We start from the raw sequence: 17,583 nt of genomic DNA, 5'->3' as shown, positions 1-17,583 counted from the left end.
GAGTGCGTGGTTCTGGCTCAGTCTCGCCGCGATCGTCGCTGCCCTCGGGATGTTGGTCGTGCTCGCGACTAGCGCGGCGCTCGGTCTGTACCTGCACAACGCTCGTCGTGCCGCAGACCGCCCGCCGCCACCTCGGAACCGCTTCCGACGCCCGGACCCACGTCATCCGCTCGACTGCAATCCGGACACCAGCGCCCACCTGCGTGATCCCGTCGCCGCCGCCCGCGCCGCCTACCGTCGAGCAACACAGGCCGACGTCGCTTGGTCGACACACGCGACTCCGGCGTCTGGGTGATCAGCGGTGAGCCAGTTGATCGAGGCGGTTACGGTGAGTACCGTGCCGGGTGTGGATCGCGACCAGGGGGAGGCTGAGTCGCGTCTGGCGCAGGTCGCTCGGGACGTCTGGAGTGGCGTCCGCGGCGCGACCGACTTCATGGACACCTTCGCTGGTGCTCGCGTCTACGTGCAGCGCCCGGCCGAGCCGGGCCGCCTGCTGGTCGTCGACCTGGGTGACCGCGGGTCGTGGCTGGTGGCGTTCTCGACGCTGCCCCGGCTGGCCCATCACGTGGGTGCCTGCGACTACTTCGCCACCACCGGCGCCGACCTGCTCGAACTCGTACCCCCTGGCATCGGGGTCATGATCGACCCGGACGACGAGCACCGGTTCCCGGTGCTCGCCCGGATGGCACCCCCGGATCTGATCACCCGGGCGTGGGCGCAAGCGACGAGCAGACGCACCGTCACCGCGACCTGATCAAACTGGGGAACAACGGGGAGGGGTGGACCGCGTGGATGGTCCAGGGTTTCACGTAGAGATCGATGCGCTGGAGAGCGCGTCGACGAGCATGGCCGAGATCGTGCACGACCAGAACAGCTTCGAACTGCGGGGCCTGTGCGGGGAGCCGCCGCTCTACGGCCATGACGGGGTGCACGGTGCGCTGGGCGAGTTCTGCGGCCGGTGGAGCGTCGGGCTGGACGCTCTGTCCGACCGCGCCGGCGACCTCGGTGACCTCCTCGGTAAGGCCGCGAAGGCCTACCGGACGGTCGAGCACGACAACACCGCGGCAATGAAGGAGGATCCCGGCTGGGACTCCGTAACCCCCGATCCGCCGATGCTCGGAGGGAACTAACGTGCCGGAGCTCGGCCAGACCACCGACCCGAAGGCCCTGATTCCGGGGGATCCGGACGCGGTGTTCGAGAACGCGCGGGTCCTGCACGAACGCGCCCGCGACGCCAACACCGCCGGCGACGCGCTGAAACGGATCGACACCGGCGCCTGGCGCGGCCCGGCCGCGGACAAGTTCCACGAGGACCACCAGACCGAGATCCCCCGCTGGATCGGCGCCGGGGACTCCCTGGACAACGCCGCCCTCGCCCTGACCGACTTCGCCAACTGCCTGAACTGGGCCCAAGGCCAGGCCGCCGAAGCCATCGCCCTGTGGCAGCAGGGCGACACCGCCACCCGCCAGGCCCAGGCCGATCACGACCGCGCGGTCGCCGACGCCGACACGCGCACCCGCGCGAACGCCGAGCACGGCGACCCCACCGTCGTGCAGGCTCCGCCGTTCACCGACCCCGGCGAAGCCCAGCGCCAGGCAGCCCGAGACATGCTCGCCCGGGCCCGCCAGCAGGTCACCGGCGAAGGCGACCGCTGCGCCGAGGCCCTGCGCGCCGAGGCCGCGCTCGCACCCCAGGACTCACGCAAGCAATCCGACGCCAACTTCTACGGCGGCATCTGGGACAGCATCAAGGGCGCCGGTGAAGCCCTCTACACCCTGGTATCCGATCCCGCCGAAACCGTCGCGGCGATGGCGCACAACATCACCCACCCCGTCGACACGTTCAAGGAGATGGTGGCCTGGGACGACTGGGCCAACGGCCGCGGCGACCGCGCCCTGGGCAAGGTCACCGGCGAAATGCTGGTCGGTCTCGCCACCTTCGGCGGCGGCAAGCTCCTGCGCGAACGCGCCGGCCGGCACGAACCCGGCGACGGCGAACCGAAACCCGACGGACACCATGGCCCCGACGAGCCACCCACGCCGGCGCCGCGGCCGATCTACGAACCCACCCGCAACCGGGTCAAACTCCGCGCGAGCACCGAACGCGCCGTCATCCGCGACGCGACCCGCACCCCCGACGGGCAGGGCTTCGAATGCGAAGCCTCCGGCAAGATCATCCCCGCCGAACACAACCCCGACGGCAGCCTGACCAAGGTCAACCCCGACACCGGCAAACCCGACCCGAACGGCATGACCGTCCCCAAGCCCGGCACGTACGACATGGGGCACCGGCCGGGCCAGGAATGGTGGCGCTACAAGCAGGAAGCCGAAGCCGGCGGCTACGACCGGCAACGGGTCATCGAAGACCAGAACCAATCCACCCGATACCGGCTCGAAGACCGCGCCGCCAACCGCAGCCACAAGTACGAACTACCACCGTGATCATGTTGTACGGTCGAACCGACGGGAATGCCAAGGACGGAAGGGAGGACACGAACATGAGCGACCTGGACCGCGAGGGACGCGACCCATTGCACTACGCCGCGATGAACAACGACCCCGACACCATCCGCGAACGGCTGGCCGCCGGAGTCCCGGTCGACCTGCCCGAGCAGCGCGCCCGCTACACCCCGCTGCACTTCGCCGTCGACAACGGCGCGCTCGCCGCCGCCACGGCGCTCCTCGACGCCGGTGCGGACATCGAAGCCCGCGCCGACCGTGACATCACCCCGCTGCACCTGGCGGTCAGCCGGTGGCGGCAAAGCACCGACGGCGCCATGATCAAGCTTTTGCTCGACCGCGGCGCCGACAAGACCGCCGGGGACATGCACGGGTGGACACCCCACGATCGCAGCAAAGGCCAGTTCGAGTTCCCCGAGGATCTGCAGGAGCTGCTCACCCCATGACCCATCCCCAGCTCGGCGATCACCTCACCCGCTTCCTCGGCGCAGCCACCCAGGTCAGGCAGCTCGACCGTGGGGTGCAGCTGTGGCGGCACGAGCGGCCGGAGTACGTCTCCTTCGCCACGCGCGGGCTCTCCGACCTCGACGTCGCCGCGCTGAAGCCCCAGGAGCTCGTCTGCTCGGTCCTGTCCGGCCAGGACGGCGCAGCCGCGCACCTGGTGACTGCGATGTTCGAACAGATCCTCGAGACCGACCGCGGCCCCCTCGTGCCGCAGCTGATCCCCAGCCAGGCACCGATCCTCGACCGCACCAACATCCACGGCCTGCTCGCCGCCAGCCACCCCTACCTCGACGACGCCTTCAACACTGTCACCGACAACGGCGACATCCGAATCCAGATCGTCACCCTCATCCCCCTCACCGCCGCCGAAGTCCAGCAAGCGCAGACCGGCGGTCTCGACGCACTCATCGACACCCTCGAGGTCAAGGACCCGCCGCTGTTGGACGTGACGAGGTAGATCCGCGAACCTTCGCTGAATTGATCAATAGTGCGCTTCGCGAAACCCCAAACCAGACGAACTGTTTCGCGGGCTGGCGATTGATCCATCGAATTCGGATCAGCTGCACATATTGCCGAATCTGAGTTCGGCACGATCTTGCCAACTGTGGAATTGTCTGTCGCAGGTGCACACGTGCTGCCAGTCCGAGCCCCGACGATCCGGTCAACGACCGAGACGAACAAGCGCGTCCGCGAAGAGTGGAACCAACTCCTCTGGCAGGTGATAGTCGTAGACACGGCCACGTGGCTGGTCGGGGTGCGTGCGCGCGGCGAAGAAGTGACGCCAGTATCGGCCGCGTCGGTGGCGGTCGCCTTCGGAGAACACCGCACTGGCGGCCTGCGTCAGGGTCTGGGTGGCCTGGTTCAAGGCATCGAGGCCGGTCAGCTCCCGCAACTTCTCGGCGGTGGCAGTCCCGCCCTGATCGACCAACGCCCGGATGAAAACCGATCCGACGGGACGTGCACGCCGCAGAATGAGCTCGGCGAGGTCGACGTCCCATTTCGGGGGCGGCCCGGCATCAAGACCGTTGGACGGCGGCTCGACGTCCGGAAGCGACAGAGTCGCCGTGCTGCCGGAGACCGCCGTCACGACGATTCCGCCTGGCGCACGCACCTCCGCTTGCCGGCCATCCCCGCTGACGGTGAACGTCCAGCCCACGACGGTCACCGTGTCACCAGCATTCGACTGTTGCTCCCGGCCGGGCTCGATCGTCATGATCGCAGCCTGCCACGTCCCGCAGACAGAAAACCCGGCCGCCCGCGCGTCGGAATGGCTGGTATCCAGCGGCCGCATACCTCGTGATCAGCAATCACAACCGGCACTGTACTGATTGTCACCCGGCTGCTCAACGACCGCGACGCGCTGCACCAGTTTCCGCAAGTCGCTGCGCGCTCGTGCTGCCCGGCGTGACCGGTCGCATTTCGTTGCCCGGGCTGGACAACCACATTCGTCCACCGTCGGCATGGCGGGCGTGGAGAGGTCGTGCGGCGCTGGCATGCTCGTGGGCGTGCTGGGCTACGAAAAGGTAGGATCTCCGTCGAGTCTTCTGATCATCGTCCGCGGGCCGAGCGGTTCGGGGAAGTCGTCAGTGGCGAAGTCGGTGCGCCAGCGCCACGGGCGCGGAATGGCGGTCCTGGGTCAGGATGTGATCAGGAGATCGCTGCTCTGGGAACGGAAAGACGTCTCCGGGGGTCTGGCACCGGACTTCATCGCACATTCCGCCGGCTTCCTGCTGAACGCGGGGTGGCCGGTGTTGGTGGAGGGCATTCTCAGCGCGGCCGCTTACGGTCCGGCCTTGCGGGAGCTGATGACTGCGCACCGCGGGCGGACGCTCGTCTACTTCCTGCAGGTCGAGCTGGCCGAGACGTTCTCCCGCCACGCCACCAGACCTGAGGCGGACGAGTTCTCGATCACCGACATGGCCTCGTGGTTCGAGCCGGACGACCGGCTGGACGTACCTGGGGAGATCGTGATTCCCCAGTCCTCCAGCCTGGCCGACACCGTCGACCGCATTTGCCGCGACGCGCGCCTCGCACCCGTCGGCGACGATCTCCTGACTGCGGCAACGCCGCCGCCCACGCCACCTGCCCCGAGCGACCCCCGCGCAGCGCGGCGAAGCACCCCGCGTTCCGGGTGACCGACCATTAGGTCCTCCCGGCGCGCGAGGCTCTGGGCGACCGTGCCGACATTCCGGATGCGTGCGTCACAGGGATATGGAAATCTGACGACGCTCACCACAGCCGAGGACTACTTGTGACGCTGATCGACATCTTCAACGACCGCTACGAACCCATCGGCACCGAAGACAAGAAGACCGCGCACGCCAAGGGATTGTGGCACCGCACCTTCTCCGCCCTCGCCGTCAACCCCACCACCCAGCGTGTGCTCCTCCAGAAAAAGGCCCCTGGCCGGTACAGCTTCAACCGGCCCGACTACGCCGACATCACCGTCGGCGGCCACTACCATGCCGGCGAGACCATCCCCGACGGCGTACGCGAGATCCACGAGGAACTCGGCCTCCCCGTCGCTTATCGCGACCTTCACCCAATCGGCCTGCGGCAGACCGCCGTCACCCTCGCACCCGACTACGTCGAGCGCGAGTTCCAGCACTGGCACCTGCTGCCCCTGGACGTGGGGTTGGACGAGATCCCGCTGGCCGACGCCGAGGTGTCCGGTCTGGTGGACATCGCCCTGCACGACGCGATCGCGCTCGCCGACGGCGACATCGACGCCGTGCCCGCTCGCTACGCCACCCGCACCGACACCGGCCTCGACTACAGCGACGGCACCCTGGCCACCGCCGACCTGGTACCCAACTACCTTACACTCGACCAGCTCTACCTTCGCCTGTTCATTGCCGCGCGCCGCTTCTGCACCGGCCAACGCAGAAACCTGTTCTGGTGACAACCGCACACCGATCACCAGGGACCAGCGAGCGCATGAGGAACTTCGCCGACTTCCCCGATCTCGCGAACGTCTACTACTTCGAAGACAGCTCCACCCTCGGCATCGACCGGAGCGAGATGAGATGACCGGACTGGACCAGGCAGGCCGCGACCCGTTGCACTACGCGGCCAACAACAATGACGCCGACGGGGTCCGCGAGCGGCTGGCCGCCGGGGTCGATGTCAACCTGACAGAGACGAGAAGCCACTACACGCCATTGCACTTCGCCGTGCAGGACGGCGCCGTCGACGCCGCTCGGGTGCTGCTGGACGCGGGCGCCGACGTGCAGGCCGTCTGCACCCCCGGTGTCAGCCCGCTGCATCTCGCGGTGATCCGCTGGCGCCAATCCCCCGAGGGCGCGATGATCAAGCTCCTGCTGGAGCGCGGCGCGGACAAGACCGCCCTCGAGACGAACGGCCGTACTCCGGCCGAGATCTGCCAGGGACAGCTCGGGTTTCCCGACGAGCTCGCGGCGGTTCTGCAGCCAGGACCGATCCCGCCGTCGACCAGCACCTGACCTGACCTCTCGGCGCCCACGCGGCCGGCACCCGGCTGCCGGAGTTGAAGATCGGACTCCACGAACGCCTGGTGTGGTCGTTGGACCGATCAGGACCGCAGCTCGGTGAGCAACCTGTCGGCTGCCGTGCGGGCCGCGTCCAGCAGCGGCCCGACGGAGCCGCCCGGAGCGCCGACGATGGCGGCGGCGAAGAACAGCTGCATCAGCTGCCCGTCCCGGCTGTCCAGATCGGCCTGCCGCAGGCGGTACACCTGCTCGGCCAGACCGGGAACCGCGAGCGACGCCGCCCACAGCATCGCCGCGTCCAGCCCGCGCGGGGCCAGGCCCCAGTCCTCCCAGTCCAGGATCCAGCACTCCGGGCCGGTCAGGTTGGCCCAGGCGAAGTCCGCGTGGGCGGGCACCCATCGCTCGATCGTGGTGTCGATATCCGGGCCGAACGCCGCACGGATCTGCTCCGCGACGCGGGCTTGGGTGATCGGCGTGGTGTGCAGGGTCGCGATCCGCGTGGTCTCGGCCACCGCGAGCGCGTCCAGCGAGGCGTTCAGCGTCGACCACCACGCCGCCGGCAGCTGCGGATCGGTGGTGAGGACGCCGCCGGGCTTGATCGGCACGGCCGCGACCAATTCTGTCTCATCCGCCCGCCACATCAGTCCGTGCTCCCGCTCGCTCCACGTCACGCTGGCGTGCCAGGCGGGTTTCGCGATGCCGGAGAGCAGCGCGGCCGCCTCCGGGCCGTTGAAGCCCTGGCCGGCCATCTTCTCCATGCGCCGCATCTCGACACGGACCCAGGTGCCGCGGTCGGTGGCCGCGCCGATCGAGCGGCGCTTCCGTACCAGACCCGCCCGGTCCAGCCGCATTTCCAGGGCCTTCTCGACCCGAGCCAGCACGTCGTCCCGGGGATGGGCCCGCAGGTCCAGCGCAGCCGCCGTGGTAGCTGCGCTGCTCAGGCACGCTCCGCCACCCCTGACCGTAGACACCCGGGACTCCTTCGTGCGGCCCAACCCGTGCCGATCAACGGTAGCGTGACCGGCAGAGATCAGGACTCGCCCGGGAAACAGGTCCTGGCTGGGGCGGTATCCCCGGCGCCACGACGGCGCCGACGGGCGTGCCGGTATCCCCGCAGCTCGCCGGCGAGCGGTCCGGGCAGACGATCCACGACCTATCCCACGGAGTGCAGGTACACCTGATGGCTGACCACGCACCGGCTGGCAGGCCAGCCGGCATGCAGCTGGCCTACGCCGAGCTCGACGTCTTCGCCGATTACAACAGCTTCATGGTCCAGGACGAGACCGCGCGGCTGGAACCCGACCGAGCGTGGACCCGCGCCCTGATCTCCGACATGATCGCCGCGCGCGACGGTGTCGTCGGCGTCGGCACCGCGCGACGCACCACCGTTCCGGTCATCCTGGACGTCCGCACGCATGGTCCGGTCAACGACTTCGACGGCTGGGACCACGTCACCGAAGCCGGCCTGCACATCGAATCCGGCACCGTCATCGTGTCGATGCTCGACTGCATCGACGCCGTCCCCCGCATCACCGTTCCCGCCGGCAGCTACACCGCACGCATCTACGCCGCGGGCTTCGGCACCATCTCAAGCGACGGCATCCACGGCGACGATCTCTACCACGTGGTGTTGTGGCCCGGGGCGATCCGAAAGCCGCAGGTACTTGCTCGAGCAGGCACCCGCCTGGGCGCGCCCGCTGATCGACACCCACCCGCGCAACCAGCGACTGGCAGTTCCGCACTCGGTGGGGAGCACATCGGCAGAGACCATCCCGATCCCCGACGTAAGCCTGGTTGTGGAGCACTCGCCGAGCCGAACGTCGGCTCCGCGGTGACAGCGCTACCGTTCGACGTCAACGCTTCCCGCCGATCGGAGGCCGCCGATTTGAGGTCCGACGACCGCACGCTGCTGCTCGACCTGGAGAATCTCGGCTGTGTGCGGCTGCGGCCTCGGCCGCTGCGGACACGGTTGGCAGGCCTGCTGGCCGCCGCCGGGCCTATCCACCACGCGGTCGCGGCCTACGCCGTTCCCGACGAGGCCGACGGCGATCCGCTCGCGTCGATGCTGGCCGAACTGCGTATCGCATCGTTGCGGGTCCAGCCGGGCCCGGACGCCGCCGAGCTCGCCCTGCTCGCGCACGCGCGATACGTCCACACGGAAGGCGGCCGGATCTTCCTGGTCGGCAGCGCGGACGGCCGCTTCGCCGAGCTGGCCGCCCTGGGTCGGGTGGATCTGCTGGTCTGGGATGGACAACCAGTGGCTACCAAGCTCGCCGAGGTCGTCCACGACATCCACCGCCTGGCCCGGCCGACCAGCGCACCCGCAGGGGACATCACAGAGCCGATGCAGCGTGAACCCGCAGCTACGCCGTCGACGATGCCGGCTGGTGCCGCCGGCGTTCCCGGCGAACCGGCGAGGGCCGGATCCGCCTTCGCGGGACCGTTGCTGACCGCGTTCGCCACCGGTATCGCGATCGCCGCTGGGCATCGGCTGTTCGACGCCCTCTTGCCTCGCCGGAGGCGATGAGCCCGCACTCGGCAGCACGCACGGACCGCTCCAGCAGACAACGCCGCTGCCCGCCGAAGCGCGCCGCGCGACGGCGTTCCAGCGTGCCCCATGGGACCCGGCTGTTCGGACCGGCCACCGCTGGAAGCTGACCAGCGGGTCCACGTGGTATCCGTCCTTGCGGCGAGTTACTCCACCTCGCCGAGACGCACCGCCCGCGCATCCGAGGTCCCGCCGGCAAGCTCGGCCGGAGGCCTCGTGAAGACGACTCATCGCCGACAGAGCGTCCCGTTCCGGGCACCGGCATGCGAGACGTGGGCCTGGCTCCGGGGGCCATGCCCGGCCAGGGAACCGCCGCCTGGGCTTGGAGCCAGACCTACGTACATCAACACCGCGAGCCGACGCAGCCCGTGCACCTGCGAAGACGCGGCGAAGAAACAGTAAGGCCCGTGGAATGCCACAGGCGGGCGCCGCGACGCGGTACGGTTTCCCCATCACCTCCTTTCCTGCCGTGCGAGCGCTCACGACAGGAAAGGAGGTGAGAGTGATGAAGAGGAGAACGCGGGTCCTGCTGACCCTGAAGATCAGCGGCCCGATCACCGTCCAGGTGACCGGGTACGCCGTCCTCCTCGCCGTGCTCGGCGTCCTCATGCTGATCCTCTAGCAGCCGAGCGCGGCTCATTTCTCCTGGTAGAGGGGCTGCCGGCTGGCCTCCTGCGGCTCCTCTACCAGCGGGATACGAGTCTGTCACCGTGCCGAATGCAGACGACACGAGCGAAGTACCCGAATCCACATAGACTAGTTTACCGGATTGACTAGCTTCGTCGAATCATCCGCAACACAAATTCAGGATTAACTCGACACAGTAATCCCGACATAGCCACAACGATACGCAAAACAACTCTCGTAACGACATCCGATGCTTGTACACAGTGACAGAAGTCCGGTGACACAATCTTCCCGATTTTGCCCCGGTACAGGGACCCGTCCGCCGGTAGAGGATCGCTCTGCGACGGTGTCAGGGCGCAAAGAAGGCTGCGAACCCCGGGCGTTGTCCCGCTCGCCTCGGCCGAAATGCCAGTAATCAGCCCGGCGTCGTGTGCAGCGGGGCAGCGACGCCAGCCCTCCGGCGTCCGTCGTCTCGCCCGCTGCCAGTCCGGTCCGCTGGACGCGAGCAGCGGCGCACAGAGGCACCAGCGCCGATCGGTACCTCCGGCGGGCTGAGGCACCAGCCTCGTCCCGAGGTGCGTTCAAGGGCTGCGCCGCCACCGCAGCATGCCGTCGACCAGGTCAGCGTCCCAACCCGGTTGATCAAGGTCCGGCTCGAACGCGAGGCCTTCGGCGGCGTCCTCGACATAGAAGCCGCGCTCGATCTGCCCGAACAAGAACGCGCCGGCTGTACCGTGCCGGCGGCGACCGACCCACTCCGGGAACCGGGCACGCGGCAACTCCTCCTCGAGCCAAGCCCGCGCCTCGGCCTCGCTACCATGCTCGGACACGGTGAGCGTGCCGACCGTGTCGTCATCCCCGATCCCGATCGCGATCGACGCGCGGAAGGCTCGCTCGTCGCCGGGCCGCCGCCCCGCCAACTGGTGCACCGTTCCCATACTGATCAGCATCACCCCGCGCCCGTCAATCGGCCACTTGATTGTGTTCGCGCCAACTGACCGCACTTGTTCGCCGCATCTGACCGCACAAAACGATCTTCACCATGATCAATGTCGGTCAGAAGTGACCGCACGTGCCCTTCCTCGTGGCCGAGTGTGGCCGTTGCGGCGGTGCCCCTCCAGGCCGTTCGTCCTCGCTTCGCTGCGGGCGCTCCGCCTGGACCTGCGCCGTCGCAACGGCGGGATCGCCAGGATCGAGGTAGAGCGGGTGCTGCCCGTCGCGTTCGGGGTCGGGCGGCAGTGCGGTCGGTTCTCGCGAACACAAGCCTCCCCGTCGACCGATGTGCGGTCGGTTCCCGCGGAGAAACGCGGTCACAAACCACGAACAAAACCAGCCACTGCAGCTGCGACACCGGACGACGACATTGCCGAACCGCGCGAACCCGCCACGCTCGGTCTCGACACACAAACCCCAGGTCAGTCGCGCCCGCCGAGCTTCGGCGAGTCACGATGGCGACCCTGGATGACGGCAGACGCGGTCACAGCGCGGCATCGTCCGGGCGCAGGTCGGGCCGCACCCGGTACACGCGGGGCCGGAGTCGGTTGGTGAACGACTCGACCGACGACTCCGCTTCGACCTCGACGACCAGATCCGGCTGCACGGGCAGGTAGTCGGTGTGCCCGCGACCGAACACGCCGGTCGAGACCTGGACCGCAGGCTCGCCGGTAAGTCTGACCCGCGCACCGACCTCGGTTCGCAGCGCCGACGCCAGCGGCAGGGATAGTCCGATCTGGCGCAGCTCGCCGCAGTCGTCACGGCGGGCGAGAACGACCTCCGTTGGCTGCCGTGCATCGCCGGCTACGCCGACAACCAACGCGTCCACCACCATCATCTGGCGAACTTTCACCCACGCACCCGTCCGGCCGGCGCGGTAGGGGCGTCCTGGAGCTTGGCCACGATCCCCTCGATCCCGACGGCGCTCACCTCCGGCTGCATCCAGGCCAGCGCGGCCGCACGGTCGGTCGTGCTCGGAGCCAGCTGCAACGGCGGCGTGACTCCGGCGAACAGCTGCTCGAGCCGTGCACGGCGCTCCCGGTAGCGCTTCGACCGCAGGTCGGTTGTGCTGTCGGCGAGCAGGTCGAACGCGACGAAGTAGATGGTCACGCCAGCGCCTGGACGCTCCCGCGGATTCGAGGTGAGCGCCCCGAAGTCCAGGTGGCCCGCGCGCAGCGCCACTACCTCGCCGTCCAGCACGACATCACCCAGCTGCGCCCCCGCGTCCACGACCTCGGGAAAGCGTGCAGCCAGGTCGGTCTCACGCCGGCTCTGCAACACCCGGCCGGCGGTGAACAGCGCCGCACGCCACCCGTCGAACTTCGGCTCGAATGCCCACCGGCGCTCCAGCCGCGACTCGGGCACGTCCCGCGCTGCTTGCGCGAGCATCAACTGCACCGGAGACCGCAGCGCCGCCATGACATCCATCGTCGCCCACACCACGCGCAATCGCCCGGCGAACGTCCACAACCGACACCAGGTCACCTGCGCAAACAGTGACAAGCCGAGTGCGAGCTGTGCCTCCAGGCAGCCTGAACGGGGCTACTGGCTACACCCGCGCCACCGGAGGCGACCTCACCCTCCACCCGGAGGGAGGCGATCTCGACGCCACTTTCCACCTGCGAGGCACGACCACACCAGCCATCCCCGCAAGCCAGCGGCGCGAGGCCTTGTCCCTCCGATGAAGCCGGCTGAGGCTCCGGTCCGGTCAGCCGATGCCGAGCACGGACTTCGCGGTGGTCCAGTTGTTCAGCATCGCGGTCTGGGCCGCGGACAGGGTGACTTGGTGGGCGCAGACGGCCTTCTTGACCGCGTTCTCCACCGAGTCCTTGCTGTAAGAGTTCGGACTGCCCGAGTGCGGCTCCGGCCAGAGGTTGCGCGGGTCCTTCGGGGCGCCGCCGAGCTCTAGCGGGAGGAGGTGGTCCTCTTCATAGTCCGACATGCTCGTGTCGCTGTAGCCGTAGTCGATGATGCCCTGCTTCTTCAACCCGTTGGTGTAGGTGGTCGACGGGCGGATCGTGGCCGTCCAGCCGGAGACACAGATCGTCGAGCCGATCGTCGACTGGGTCACGTCCGGGTTCTTCGCCCCCGGCGTGCAGGCCGGGTCCGGCAGGGGCAGGTAGGACTGCGAGCACGACGCGGCCATCGACAGCGGGCCGGTGACCACGGCGCCGGCGGCGGAGGCGGGGATATCGATCAGGCCGACCGTGACGGTGACAGCGGCCGCGGTCACGCAGGCACGAAGAACGATCCGGCTCATCCGAGTCCTTTCGCAGAACGACAGCGAGCCCCCAGGGCTCGGCTTTCTTGGTGGCCATCACCATGCGCAGCGTCGGCGACGCCACGATGACAGTGAAGAAGCCACCAGATGACCACACCACTGCGAAACTGTTCACCGAGACGGATTCCTGTTGGATCGTCCGGAACATCCCGACCTTCGGAGGGTCAGCCGTCACAACCTCGCCCGCCGGCGGTCCCGTCCATCAGAAGACCAAGACAGCGGTGTCGAAGCGCAGCACTCTGGCGAAGCTGGTTCTCGGCTGGGCGGCGGTAGGTTCGGCGGATGCGGCGAGAACGGCTTGAGTTGCGGGTCGGCTGGATCAGCCTGGCAGCGGTCAGCCTCGGGATCGCAGGCTTCGGCCTGGTGGTCGCGATCGCGCCACCGGCCGGCGATGCGTTGCTGTATCGCGCGGACGGACTTGCCTCGGTCGGGCTCGGCCTGTTCGGCGCCCTGTTGGCCGTAGTGCCCTTCCGGCGCCGCGAGCGGTGGGCGTGGTTTGCGCTCTGGTTCTATCCGGCGTTTTGGCTCGCACACCTGCTGGGCGGTCTGCCGCCTGGGAAGGACCACGTCCACCAGGTCGTGTTCATCGTGCTTCCGCTGGTTGGTCTCGTTGTTCCGAGCCGCCAGTTCTTCCGAGGCGAGACGCCGGGCTGAACAGCGCGAGCGTGTCAGCCTTCCGAGACCTCGGTCCAGGTCGACCGGTCGCGCAGCGTGTGTGCGGTGATCAACGACTGACGCAGTTCGCCGCCGGTCGGGCGGAAGAACGTGCTGTCGTCGGGCAGGACATACCATCGCCCGCCGCCGAGCGAGGGCCTGTCGGCGACCTCGTACACCGTCGCCCCGGTCAGGTCTGGTTCCTCGGCCACGCATCCTCCCCAGATCATTCTTTCGGCCTAACGGCGCCGCCGTGCAGTCAACCACTCGCACCACGTTCTATCACGCACCACTGATCACCGTGTCGTGGCGTTCACCTGCGGTTACCGGGGTCACCTCGGATTGACACTGCGGAATCCATCGCGCAGGATCGGCCCACGTAGTCGTACCTGTGTTCGATGCACGTCGCTGACTTCCCACAGCGATCCTGGCGTGGTGTGGGAGCTTGTCGTGGCATTCAACAACCCGAGCGTGCCGTGGTCCGAGGTCGAGCGGATCGCCTCCGGCCGCGCGCCGGTGCTCGGCGACGGCAGCGACTCGCCCGCCTGGTCACGCAAGCGCGAGGGCTACGCCGGCGCACCGGACGACCTGCGCGACCGCCGCGGCCGCGACGACGGCGGCGACCGGATCCGCGCCCCGTACGCGGAGCTGCACGTCCACTCCAACTTCAGCTTCCTCGACGGCGCCTCCCACCCCGAAACCCTCGTCGAAGAGGCCGCCCGGCTGGAGCTCGACGCGCTCGTGCTGACCGATCACGACGGCATGTACGGCGCGGTCCGGTTCAACGACGCTGCCCGCGAGCTGGGCGTGCGGGTCGGGTTCGGGGCCGAGCTGTCGCTCGACCTGCCTTCACCGCAGGCCGGCGAGCCCGATCCGGCTGGGTCGCACCTGCTGGTCCTGGCCCGGCAGCAGGAGGGCTACCACCGGCTCTGCCGGGTCATCTCCCACGCCCAGATCGCCGGTGGGGAGAAAGGCCGCCCCATCTACAACCTCGAGGAGCTGGTCGACGAACTCGCCGGGCACGTCGTCGTGCTGACCGGCTGCCGCAAGGGCCCGGTCCGCCGCGCACTCGCCGAGCACGGCCCGGCTGCGGCGCGTGCCGAGCTGACGCGGCTGGTCGACTGGTTCGGCCACCGCCACGTCGCCGTCGAGCTGATCAATCACCGGCACCCCCTCGACGACGCCGTCAACGACGATCTCGACGAGTTGGCCCGCGAGATGCGGTTGCCGACGGTGGTGTCGAACAACGTCCACTACGCCACCCCCGGTGACGCGGCGGTCGCCGACGCACTGGCCGCGGTCCGGGCCCGCCGGTCGACCGAGGAGCTGGAGGGGTGGCGGCCGCCATCGGGGCAGGCGTTCCTGCGCTCGGGGATGGAGCAGCGGCGGCGGTTCGAGCGCCGCTATCCGGGTGCGGTCGGGCGCGCGGCGGTGCTCGGGGTCGAGGTGGCGTTCGACCTGCAGCTGGTCGCGCCGGACCTGCCGCCGTTCCCGGTCGACCCTGGGCACGACGAGATGTCGTTCCTGCGGAAGCTGACCTGGGCCGGCGCGGCCACCCGCTACGGCTCCCGTGAGGAGTCGCCGCGGGCGTATGCGCAGCTGGAACACGAGCTGGACGTGATCGAGAAGCTCGACTTCCCCGGCTACTTCCTCGTCGTGTGGGACATCGTCCGGTTCTGCAAGGAGAACCACATCCTCTGCCAGGGCCGCGGCTCCGCAGCGAACTCGGCCGTCTGCTACGCGCTCGGCATCTGCCACGCCGACCCAGTGAAGTGGAACCTGCTGTTCGAGCGCTTCTTGGCGCCGGAGCGGGACGGGCCGCCGGACATCGACATCGACATCGAGTCCGACCGCCGCGAAGAGGCCATTCAGTACGTCTACGAGAAGCACGGCCGGTTTCACGCCGCGCAGGTCGCCAACGTCATCACCTACCGCGCGCCGTCGGCGGTGCGGGATGCGGCGAAGGCGCTCGGTCATTCGCCGGGGCAGCAGGACGCCTACGGCAAGCTCGTGGACCGCTGGGGCGGCGTCGCCGCGACGAAACAGCAGGCGGCGGGCGATATCCCCGGCGACGTCCTCGACCTGGCCGGCCGGATCGAGGACTTCCCGCGCCACCTGGGCATCCACTCCGGCGGCATGGTCATCTCCAAGCAGCCGGTGTCGGAGATCGTCCCGGTCGAGTGGGCGACCATGGCCGATCGCAGCGTGTTGCAGTGGGACAAGGACGACTGCGCGACCGTCGGGCTGGTGAAGTTCGACCTGCTCGGCCTCGGCATGCTCTCCGCGCTGCACTACACGATCGACCTCGTCGCCGAACACCACGACACCACCGTGGACATCGCGAAACTCGACCTCGCCGACCCCAAGGTCTACGACATGCTCTGCCAAGCCGACGCCGTCGGCGTGTTCCAAGTGGAATCCCGCGCGCAGCTGGCGACCTTGCCGCGGCTGCGGCCCCGGAAGTTCTACGACCTGGTCGTCGAAGTCGCCCTCATCCGGCCCGGCCCGATCCAGGGCGGCTCGGTGCACCCCTACATCCGGCGCCGCCGCGGCGAAGAGGAATGGCAGCACGCCCATCCCCTGCTGGCGGGCTCCCTGGACCGCACGCTCGGCGTGCCGCTGTTCCAGGAGCAGGTGATGCAGATGGCCGTCGACGTCGCTTCCTTCACCGGCGCCGAAGCCGACCAGCTGCGCCGCGCCATGGGCGCCAAACGCTCCAGCGCGAAGATGAAAGCGCTGATGGCGCGGTTCTTCGCCGGCTGCGAGGCCAACGGCCTCGACCGCGAACTGGCGACGCGGATCTTCGAGCAGATCCACGCCTTCTCCGGCTACGGCTTCCCCGAAGCCCACAGCATGTCCTTCGCCCTGCTCGTCTACGCCTCCGCCTGGTTCAAGCGGTACCACCCGGCCGCGTTCTGCGCCGGGCTGCTGCGCGCCCAGCCGATGGGTTTCTACAGCCCGCAGTCGCTGGTCGCCGACGCCCGCCGGCACGGCGTCCACATCCGGGAACCCGACATCAACGCCAGCCTCGCCCACGCCACCCTCGAACCCGATCCCGACAGCACCGGTGGCGTCGCCCTGCGGCTTGGGCTGGCTGGGGTCCGGTATCTCGGCGAGGCCGTCGCCGAGCAGATTGTCGCCGAACGGGACATCAACGGTCCTTACACCGGCATCGGTGACCTCACCGGCCGGGTCCAGCTGAAGCGGTCCGCGGCCGAAGCCCTCGCCACCGCCGGGGCGTTCACCAGCTTCGGCGGCGACCGCCGCCAGGACGTCTGGGCCGCCGGCGCCGCCGCGGCCACCCGGCCCGGGCACCTGCCCGGGCTCGTGCCCGGCCTGGACGCCCCCGCCCTGCCCGGAATGACCAGATTCGAGGTCACCGCCGCCGACCTGTGGGCCACCAGCATCTCTCCCGACTCGCACCCCGTGCAGTACCTGCGGCAACTGCTCGACCAGCGCGGCGCGATTACCACCGCCGCCCTCGCCAAAGTCGAGGACGGCACCCGCGTGTGGGTCGGGGGCGCGGTCACCCACCGGCAACGGCCCGCGACCGCCGGCGGCATCACCTTCCTCAACCTCGAAGACGAGACCGGCATGGCCAACGTCCTCGTCTCGCCCGGGCTCTGGCAGCGCCACCGCCGCATCGCCCGCGCCAGCGCCGCCCTGCTCATCCGCGGCCAGGTCCAAGCCGCCGAAGGCGTCGTCACCCTCGTCGCCGACCGGATCGAAGCGCTCGACCTGTCGATGGCGACCGCGCCCTCGCGCGATTTCCGGTGACCGCCCACCAGCCCGCCGTCGGCGGTCCACGCTCCGGCGTCCGCGGTGAGTACGGCGACCTGCTCCCGATCCGGCCGAGCACCAGCATCCCGGCGCAGTGCCTGCGCGGGGAGTACCTGACTCACTACGGCATGACCCGCACCTACAGCCACCGCTACCAGCTGCACGGCACCCTCTGCTTGTGGACCCAGTTGGGGCGTGACCGTTGACCACGGGCTCAGCGTCCAGCACTCCCGCTTCAGACAGCGGTCTGCCAGCCAGACCCGCAGAGC

At 69.1% G+C, this 17,583-nt stretch carries 20 protein-coding genes; 13 read left to right on the top strand and 7 right to left on the bottom strand.

All coding sequences use genetic code 11. The features are described 5' to 3' along the window. Positions 1-346 precede the first annotated feature (346 nt). Genes BLW76_RS09960 through BLW76_RS09940 form a run of 5 tightly spaced genes read left to right on the top strand, consistent with a single transcriptional unit; the run spans position 347 to position 3,421 of the window. The gene (locus BLW76_RS09960) at positions 347-754 is read left to right on the top strand and encodes an SseB family protein (RefSeq protein WP_143060591.1); all 408 of its coding nucleotides are present in this window, start codon (positions 347-349) and stop codon (positions 752-754) included. A 34-nt stretch (positions 755-788) separates the two neighbouring features. Continuing rightward, positions 789-1,130: a hypothetical protein gene (locus BLW76_RS09955; protein WP_091305920.1), complete on the top strand. Its 342-nt coding sequence runs from the start codon at positions 789-791 to the stop codon at positions 1,128-1,130. A 1-nt stretch (position 1,131) separates the two neighbouring features. Beyond that, entirely contained in the window at positions 1,132-2,442 is a 1,311-nt protein-coding gene (locus BLW76_RS09950; RefSeq protein WP_091305624.1) for a putative T7SS-secreted protein, read from the top strand. 56 nt (positions 2,443-2,498) lie between these two features. Then, entirely contained in the window at positions 2,499-2,906 is a 408-nt protein-coding gene (locus BLW76_RS09945; protein WP_091305623.1) for an ankyrin repeat domain-containing protein, read from the top strand. Beyond that, a complete protein-coding gene (locus BLW76_RS09940; protein ID WP_091305621.1) occupies positions 2,903-3,421 on the top strand; it encodes a suppressor of fused domain protein in 519 nt (172 codons plus the stop codon). Before BLW76_RS09945 ends, BLW76_RS09940 begins: the two co-directional genes overlap by 4 nt. A gap of 204 nt (positions 3,422-3,625) precedes the next feature. On the opposite strand, the gene BLW76_RS09935 is transcribed toward BLW76_RS09940, so the two are convergent. Then, entirely contained in the window at positions 3,626-4,177 is a 552-nt protein-coding gene (locus tag BLW76_RS09935; RefSeq protein ID WP_143060590.1) for a hypothetical protein, read from the bottom strand. Positions 4,178-4,469: 292 nt separating this feature from the next. Here BLW76_RS09935 and BLW76_RS09930 point away from each other — a divergent pair, with 292 nt between their 5' ends. The 3 genes from BLW76_RS09930 (at position 4,470) to BLW76_RS09920 (ending at position 6,425) form a co-directional block, all read left to right on the top strand. Further along, on the top strand, positions 4,470-5,099 hold the full coding sequence (locus BLW76_RS09930) for an AAA family ATPase (protein WP_244170109.1): 630 nt from the start codon (positions 4,470-4,472) through the stop codon (positions 5,097-5,099). Positions 5,100-5,215: 116 nt separating this feature from the next. Then, positions 5,216-5,866: an NUDIX hydrolase gene (locus BLW76_RS09925; RefSeq protein WP_091305618.1), complete on the top strand. Its 651-nt coding sequence runs from the start codon at positions 5,216-5,218 to the stop codon at positions 5,864-5,866. Between the two features lie 124 nt (positions 5,867-5,990). After that, positions 5,991-6,425: an ankyrin repeat domain-containing protein gene (locus BLW76_RS09920; RefSeq protein ID WP_091305616.1), complete on the top strand. Its 435-nt coding sequence runs from the start codon at positions 5,991-5,993 to the stop codon at positions 6,423-6,425. 89 nt (positions 6,426-6,514) lie between these two features. Here BLW76_RS09920 and BLW76_RS09915 read toward each other — a convergent pair whose 3' ends face one another. Beyond that, positions 6,515-7,402 (bottom strand): phosphotransferase, encoded by an 888-nt coding sequence (locus BLW76_RS09915; RefSeq protein WP_208613251.1) that lies wholly within the window; start codon positions 7,400-7,402, stop codon positions 6,515-6,517. 209 nt (positions 7,403-7,611) lie between these two features. Here BLW76_RS09915 and BLW76_RS09910 point away from each other — a divergent pair, with 209 nt between their 5' ends. Then, entirely contained in the window at positions 7,612-8,958 is a 1,347-nt protein-coding gene (locus BLW76_RS09910; RefSeq protein ID WP_143060589.1) for a hypothetical protein, read from the top strand. A 1,229-nt stretch (positions 8,959-10,187) separates the two neighbouring features. On the opposite strand, the gene BLW76_RS09905 is transcribed toward BLW76_RS09910, so the two are convergent. The 4 genes from BLW76_RS09905 to BLW76_RS09890 all read right to left on the bottom strand — a co-directional run bounded on the left by BLW76_RS09905 (position 10,188) and on the right by BLW76_RS09890 (position 12,859). Further along, positions 10,188-10,544 carry a hypothetical protein gene (locus tag BLW76_RS09905; protein WP_143060588.1) on the bottom strand — a complete coding sequence of 119 codons (357 nt, stop codon included), beginning with the start codon at positions 10,542-10,544 and terminating at the stop codon, positions 10,188-10,190. 539 nt (positions 10,545-11,083) lie between these two features. After that, positions 11,084-11,437: a hypothetical protein gene (locus tag BLW76_RS09900; RefSeq protein ID WP_091305610.1), complete on the bottom strand. Its 354-nt coding sequence runs from the start codon at positions 11,435-11,437 to the stop codon at positions 11,084-11,086. Between the two features lie 11 nt (positions 11,438-11,448). Continuing rightward, positions 11,449-12,018 (bottom strand): ATP-dependent DNA ligase, encoded by a 570-nt coding sequence (locus BLW76_RS09895; RefSeq protein WP_167384537.1) that lies wholly within the window; start codon positions 12,016-12,018, stop codon positions 11,449-11,451. Between the two features lie 289 nt (positions 12,019-12,307). Further along, positions 12,308-12,859, bottom strand: a complete 552-nt coding sequence (locus BLW76_RS09890; protein ID WP_091305606.1) for a hypothetical protein — start codon at positions 12,857-12,859, stop codon at positions 12,308-12,310. A gap of 50 nt (positions 12,860-12,909) precedes the next feature. On the opposite strand from BLW76_RS09890, the gene BLW76_RS47670 reads away from it, so the two are divergent. Together BLW76_RS47670 and BLW76_RS09885 are read left to right on the top strand one after the other, a co-directional pair. After that, positions 12,910-13,182, top strand: coding sequence for a hypothetical protein (locus BLW76_RS47670; RefSeq protein WP_143060585.1), 273 nt, complete (start codon positions 12,910-12,912; stop codon positions 13,180-13,182). Then, the gene (locus BLW76_RS09885; RefSeq protein WP_091305604.1) at positions 13,163-13,534 is read left to right on the top strand and encodes a hypothetical protein; all 372 of its coding nucleotides are present in this window, start codon (positions 13,163-13,165) and stop codon (positions 13,532-13,534) included. The genes BLW76_RS47670 and BLW76_RS09885 overlap by 20 nt, the downstream gene beginning before the upstream one ends. Before the next feature lie 14 nt (positions 13,535-13,548). Here the strand turns inward: BLW76_RS09885 and BLW76_RS09880 are convergent, their stop codons facing one another. Beyond that, positions 13,549-13,746, bottom strand: coding sequence for a hypothetical protein (locus BLW76_RS09880; protein WP_091305602.1), 198 nt, complete (start codon positions 13,744-13,746; stop codon positions 13,549-13,551). Between the two features lie 238 nt (positions 13,747-13,984). Here BLW76_RS09880 and BLW76_RS09875 point away from each other — a divergent pair, with 238 nt between their 5' ends. Together BLW76_RS09875 and BLW76_RS09870 are read left to right on the top strand one after the other, a co-directional pair. Continuing rightward, complete coding sequence (locus BLW76_RS09875) at positions 13,985-17,311, top strand: error-prone DNA polymerase (RefSeq protein WP_167384536.1); 3,327 nt, start codon at positions 13,985-13,987, stop codon at positions 17,309-17,311. Beyond that, the gene (locus BLW76_RS09870; RefSeq protein WP_091305601.1) at positions 17,308-17,520 is read left to right on the top strand and encodes a hypothetical protein; all 213 of its coding nucleotides are present in this window, start codon (positions 17,308-17,310) and stop codon (positions 17,518-17,520) included. The genes BLW76_RS09875 and BLW76_RS09870 overlap by 4 nt, the downstream gene beginning before the upstream one ends. The last annotated feature ends 63 nt before the right edge of the window (positions 17,521-17,583 follow it).

Origin of the sequence: Amycolatopsis tolypomycina (assembly GCF_900105945.1) — a bacterium.
GTDB lineage: Bacteria > Actinomycetota > Actinomycetes > Mycobacteriales > Pseudonocardiaceae > Amycolatopsis > Amycolatopsis tolypomycina.
The sequence above is the reverse complement of the archived record's forward strand: the minus strand, read 5'-3'. Positions and strand labels throughout refer to the sequence as shown.

Coding starts and splice junctions, on each gene's coding strand:
- BLW76_RS09945 (WP_091305623.1), top strand. CDS start 2,499: ATGAGCGACCTGGACCGCGAGGGACGCGACCCATTGCACTACGCCGCG.
- BLW76_RS09940 (WP_091305621.1), top strand. CDS start 2,903: ATGACCCATCCCCAGCTCGGCGATCACCTCACCCGCTTCCTCGGCGCA.
- BLW76_RS09935 (WP_143060590.1), bottom strand. CDS start 4,177: ATGACGATCGAGCCCGGCCGGGAGCAACAGTCGAATGCTGGTGACACG.
- BLW76_RS09920 (WP_091305616.1), top strand. CDS start 5,991: ATGACCGGACTGGACCAGGCAGGCCGCGACCCGTTGCACTACGCGGCC.
- BLW76_RS09910 (WP_143060589.1), top strand. CDS start 7,612: ATGGCTGACCACGCACCGGCTGGCAGGCCAGCCGGCATGCAGCTGGCC.
- BLW76_RS09905 (WP_143060588.1), bottom strand. CDS start 10,544: ATGGGAACGGTGCACCAGTTGGCGGGGCGGCGGCCCGGCGACGAGCGA.
- BLW76_RS09900 (WP_091305610.1), bottom strand. CDS start 11,437: ATGATGGTGGTGGACGCGTTGGTTGTCGGCGTAGCCGGCGATGCACGG.
- BLW76_RS09895 (WP_167384537.1), bottom strand. CDS start 12,018: ATGGCGGCGCTGCGGTCTCCGGTGCAGTTGATGCTCGCGCAAGCAGCG.
- BLW76_RS09890 (WP_091305606.1), bottom strand. CDS start 12,859: ATGAGCCGGATCGTTCTTCGTGCCTGCGTGACCGCGGCCGCTGTCACC.
- BLW76_RS09885 (WP_091305604.1), top strand. CDS start 13,163: ATGCGGCGAGAACGGCTTGAGTTGCGGGTCGGCTGGATCAGCCTGGCA.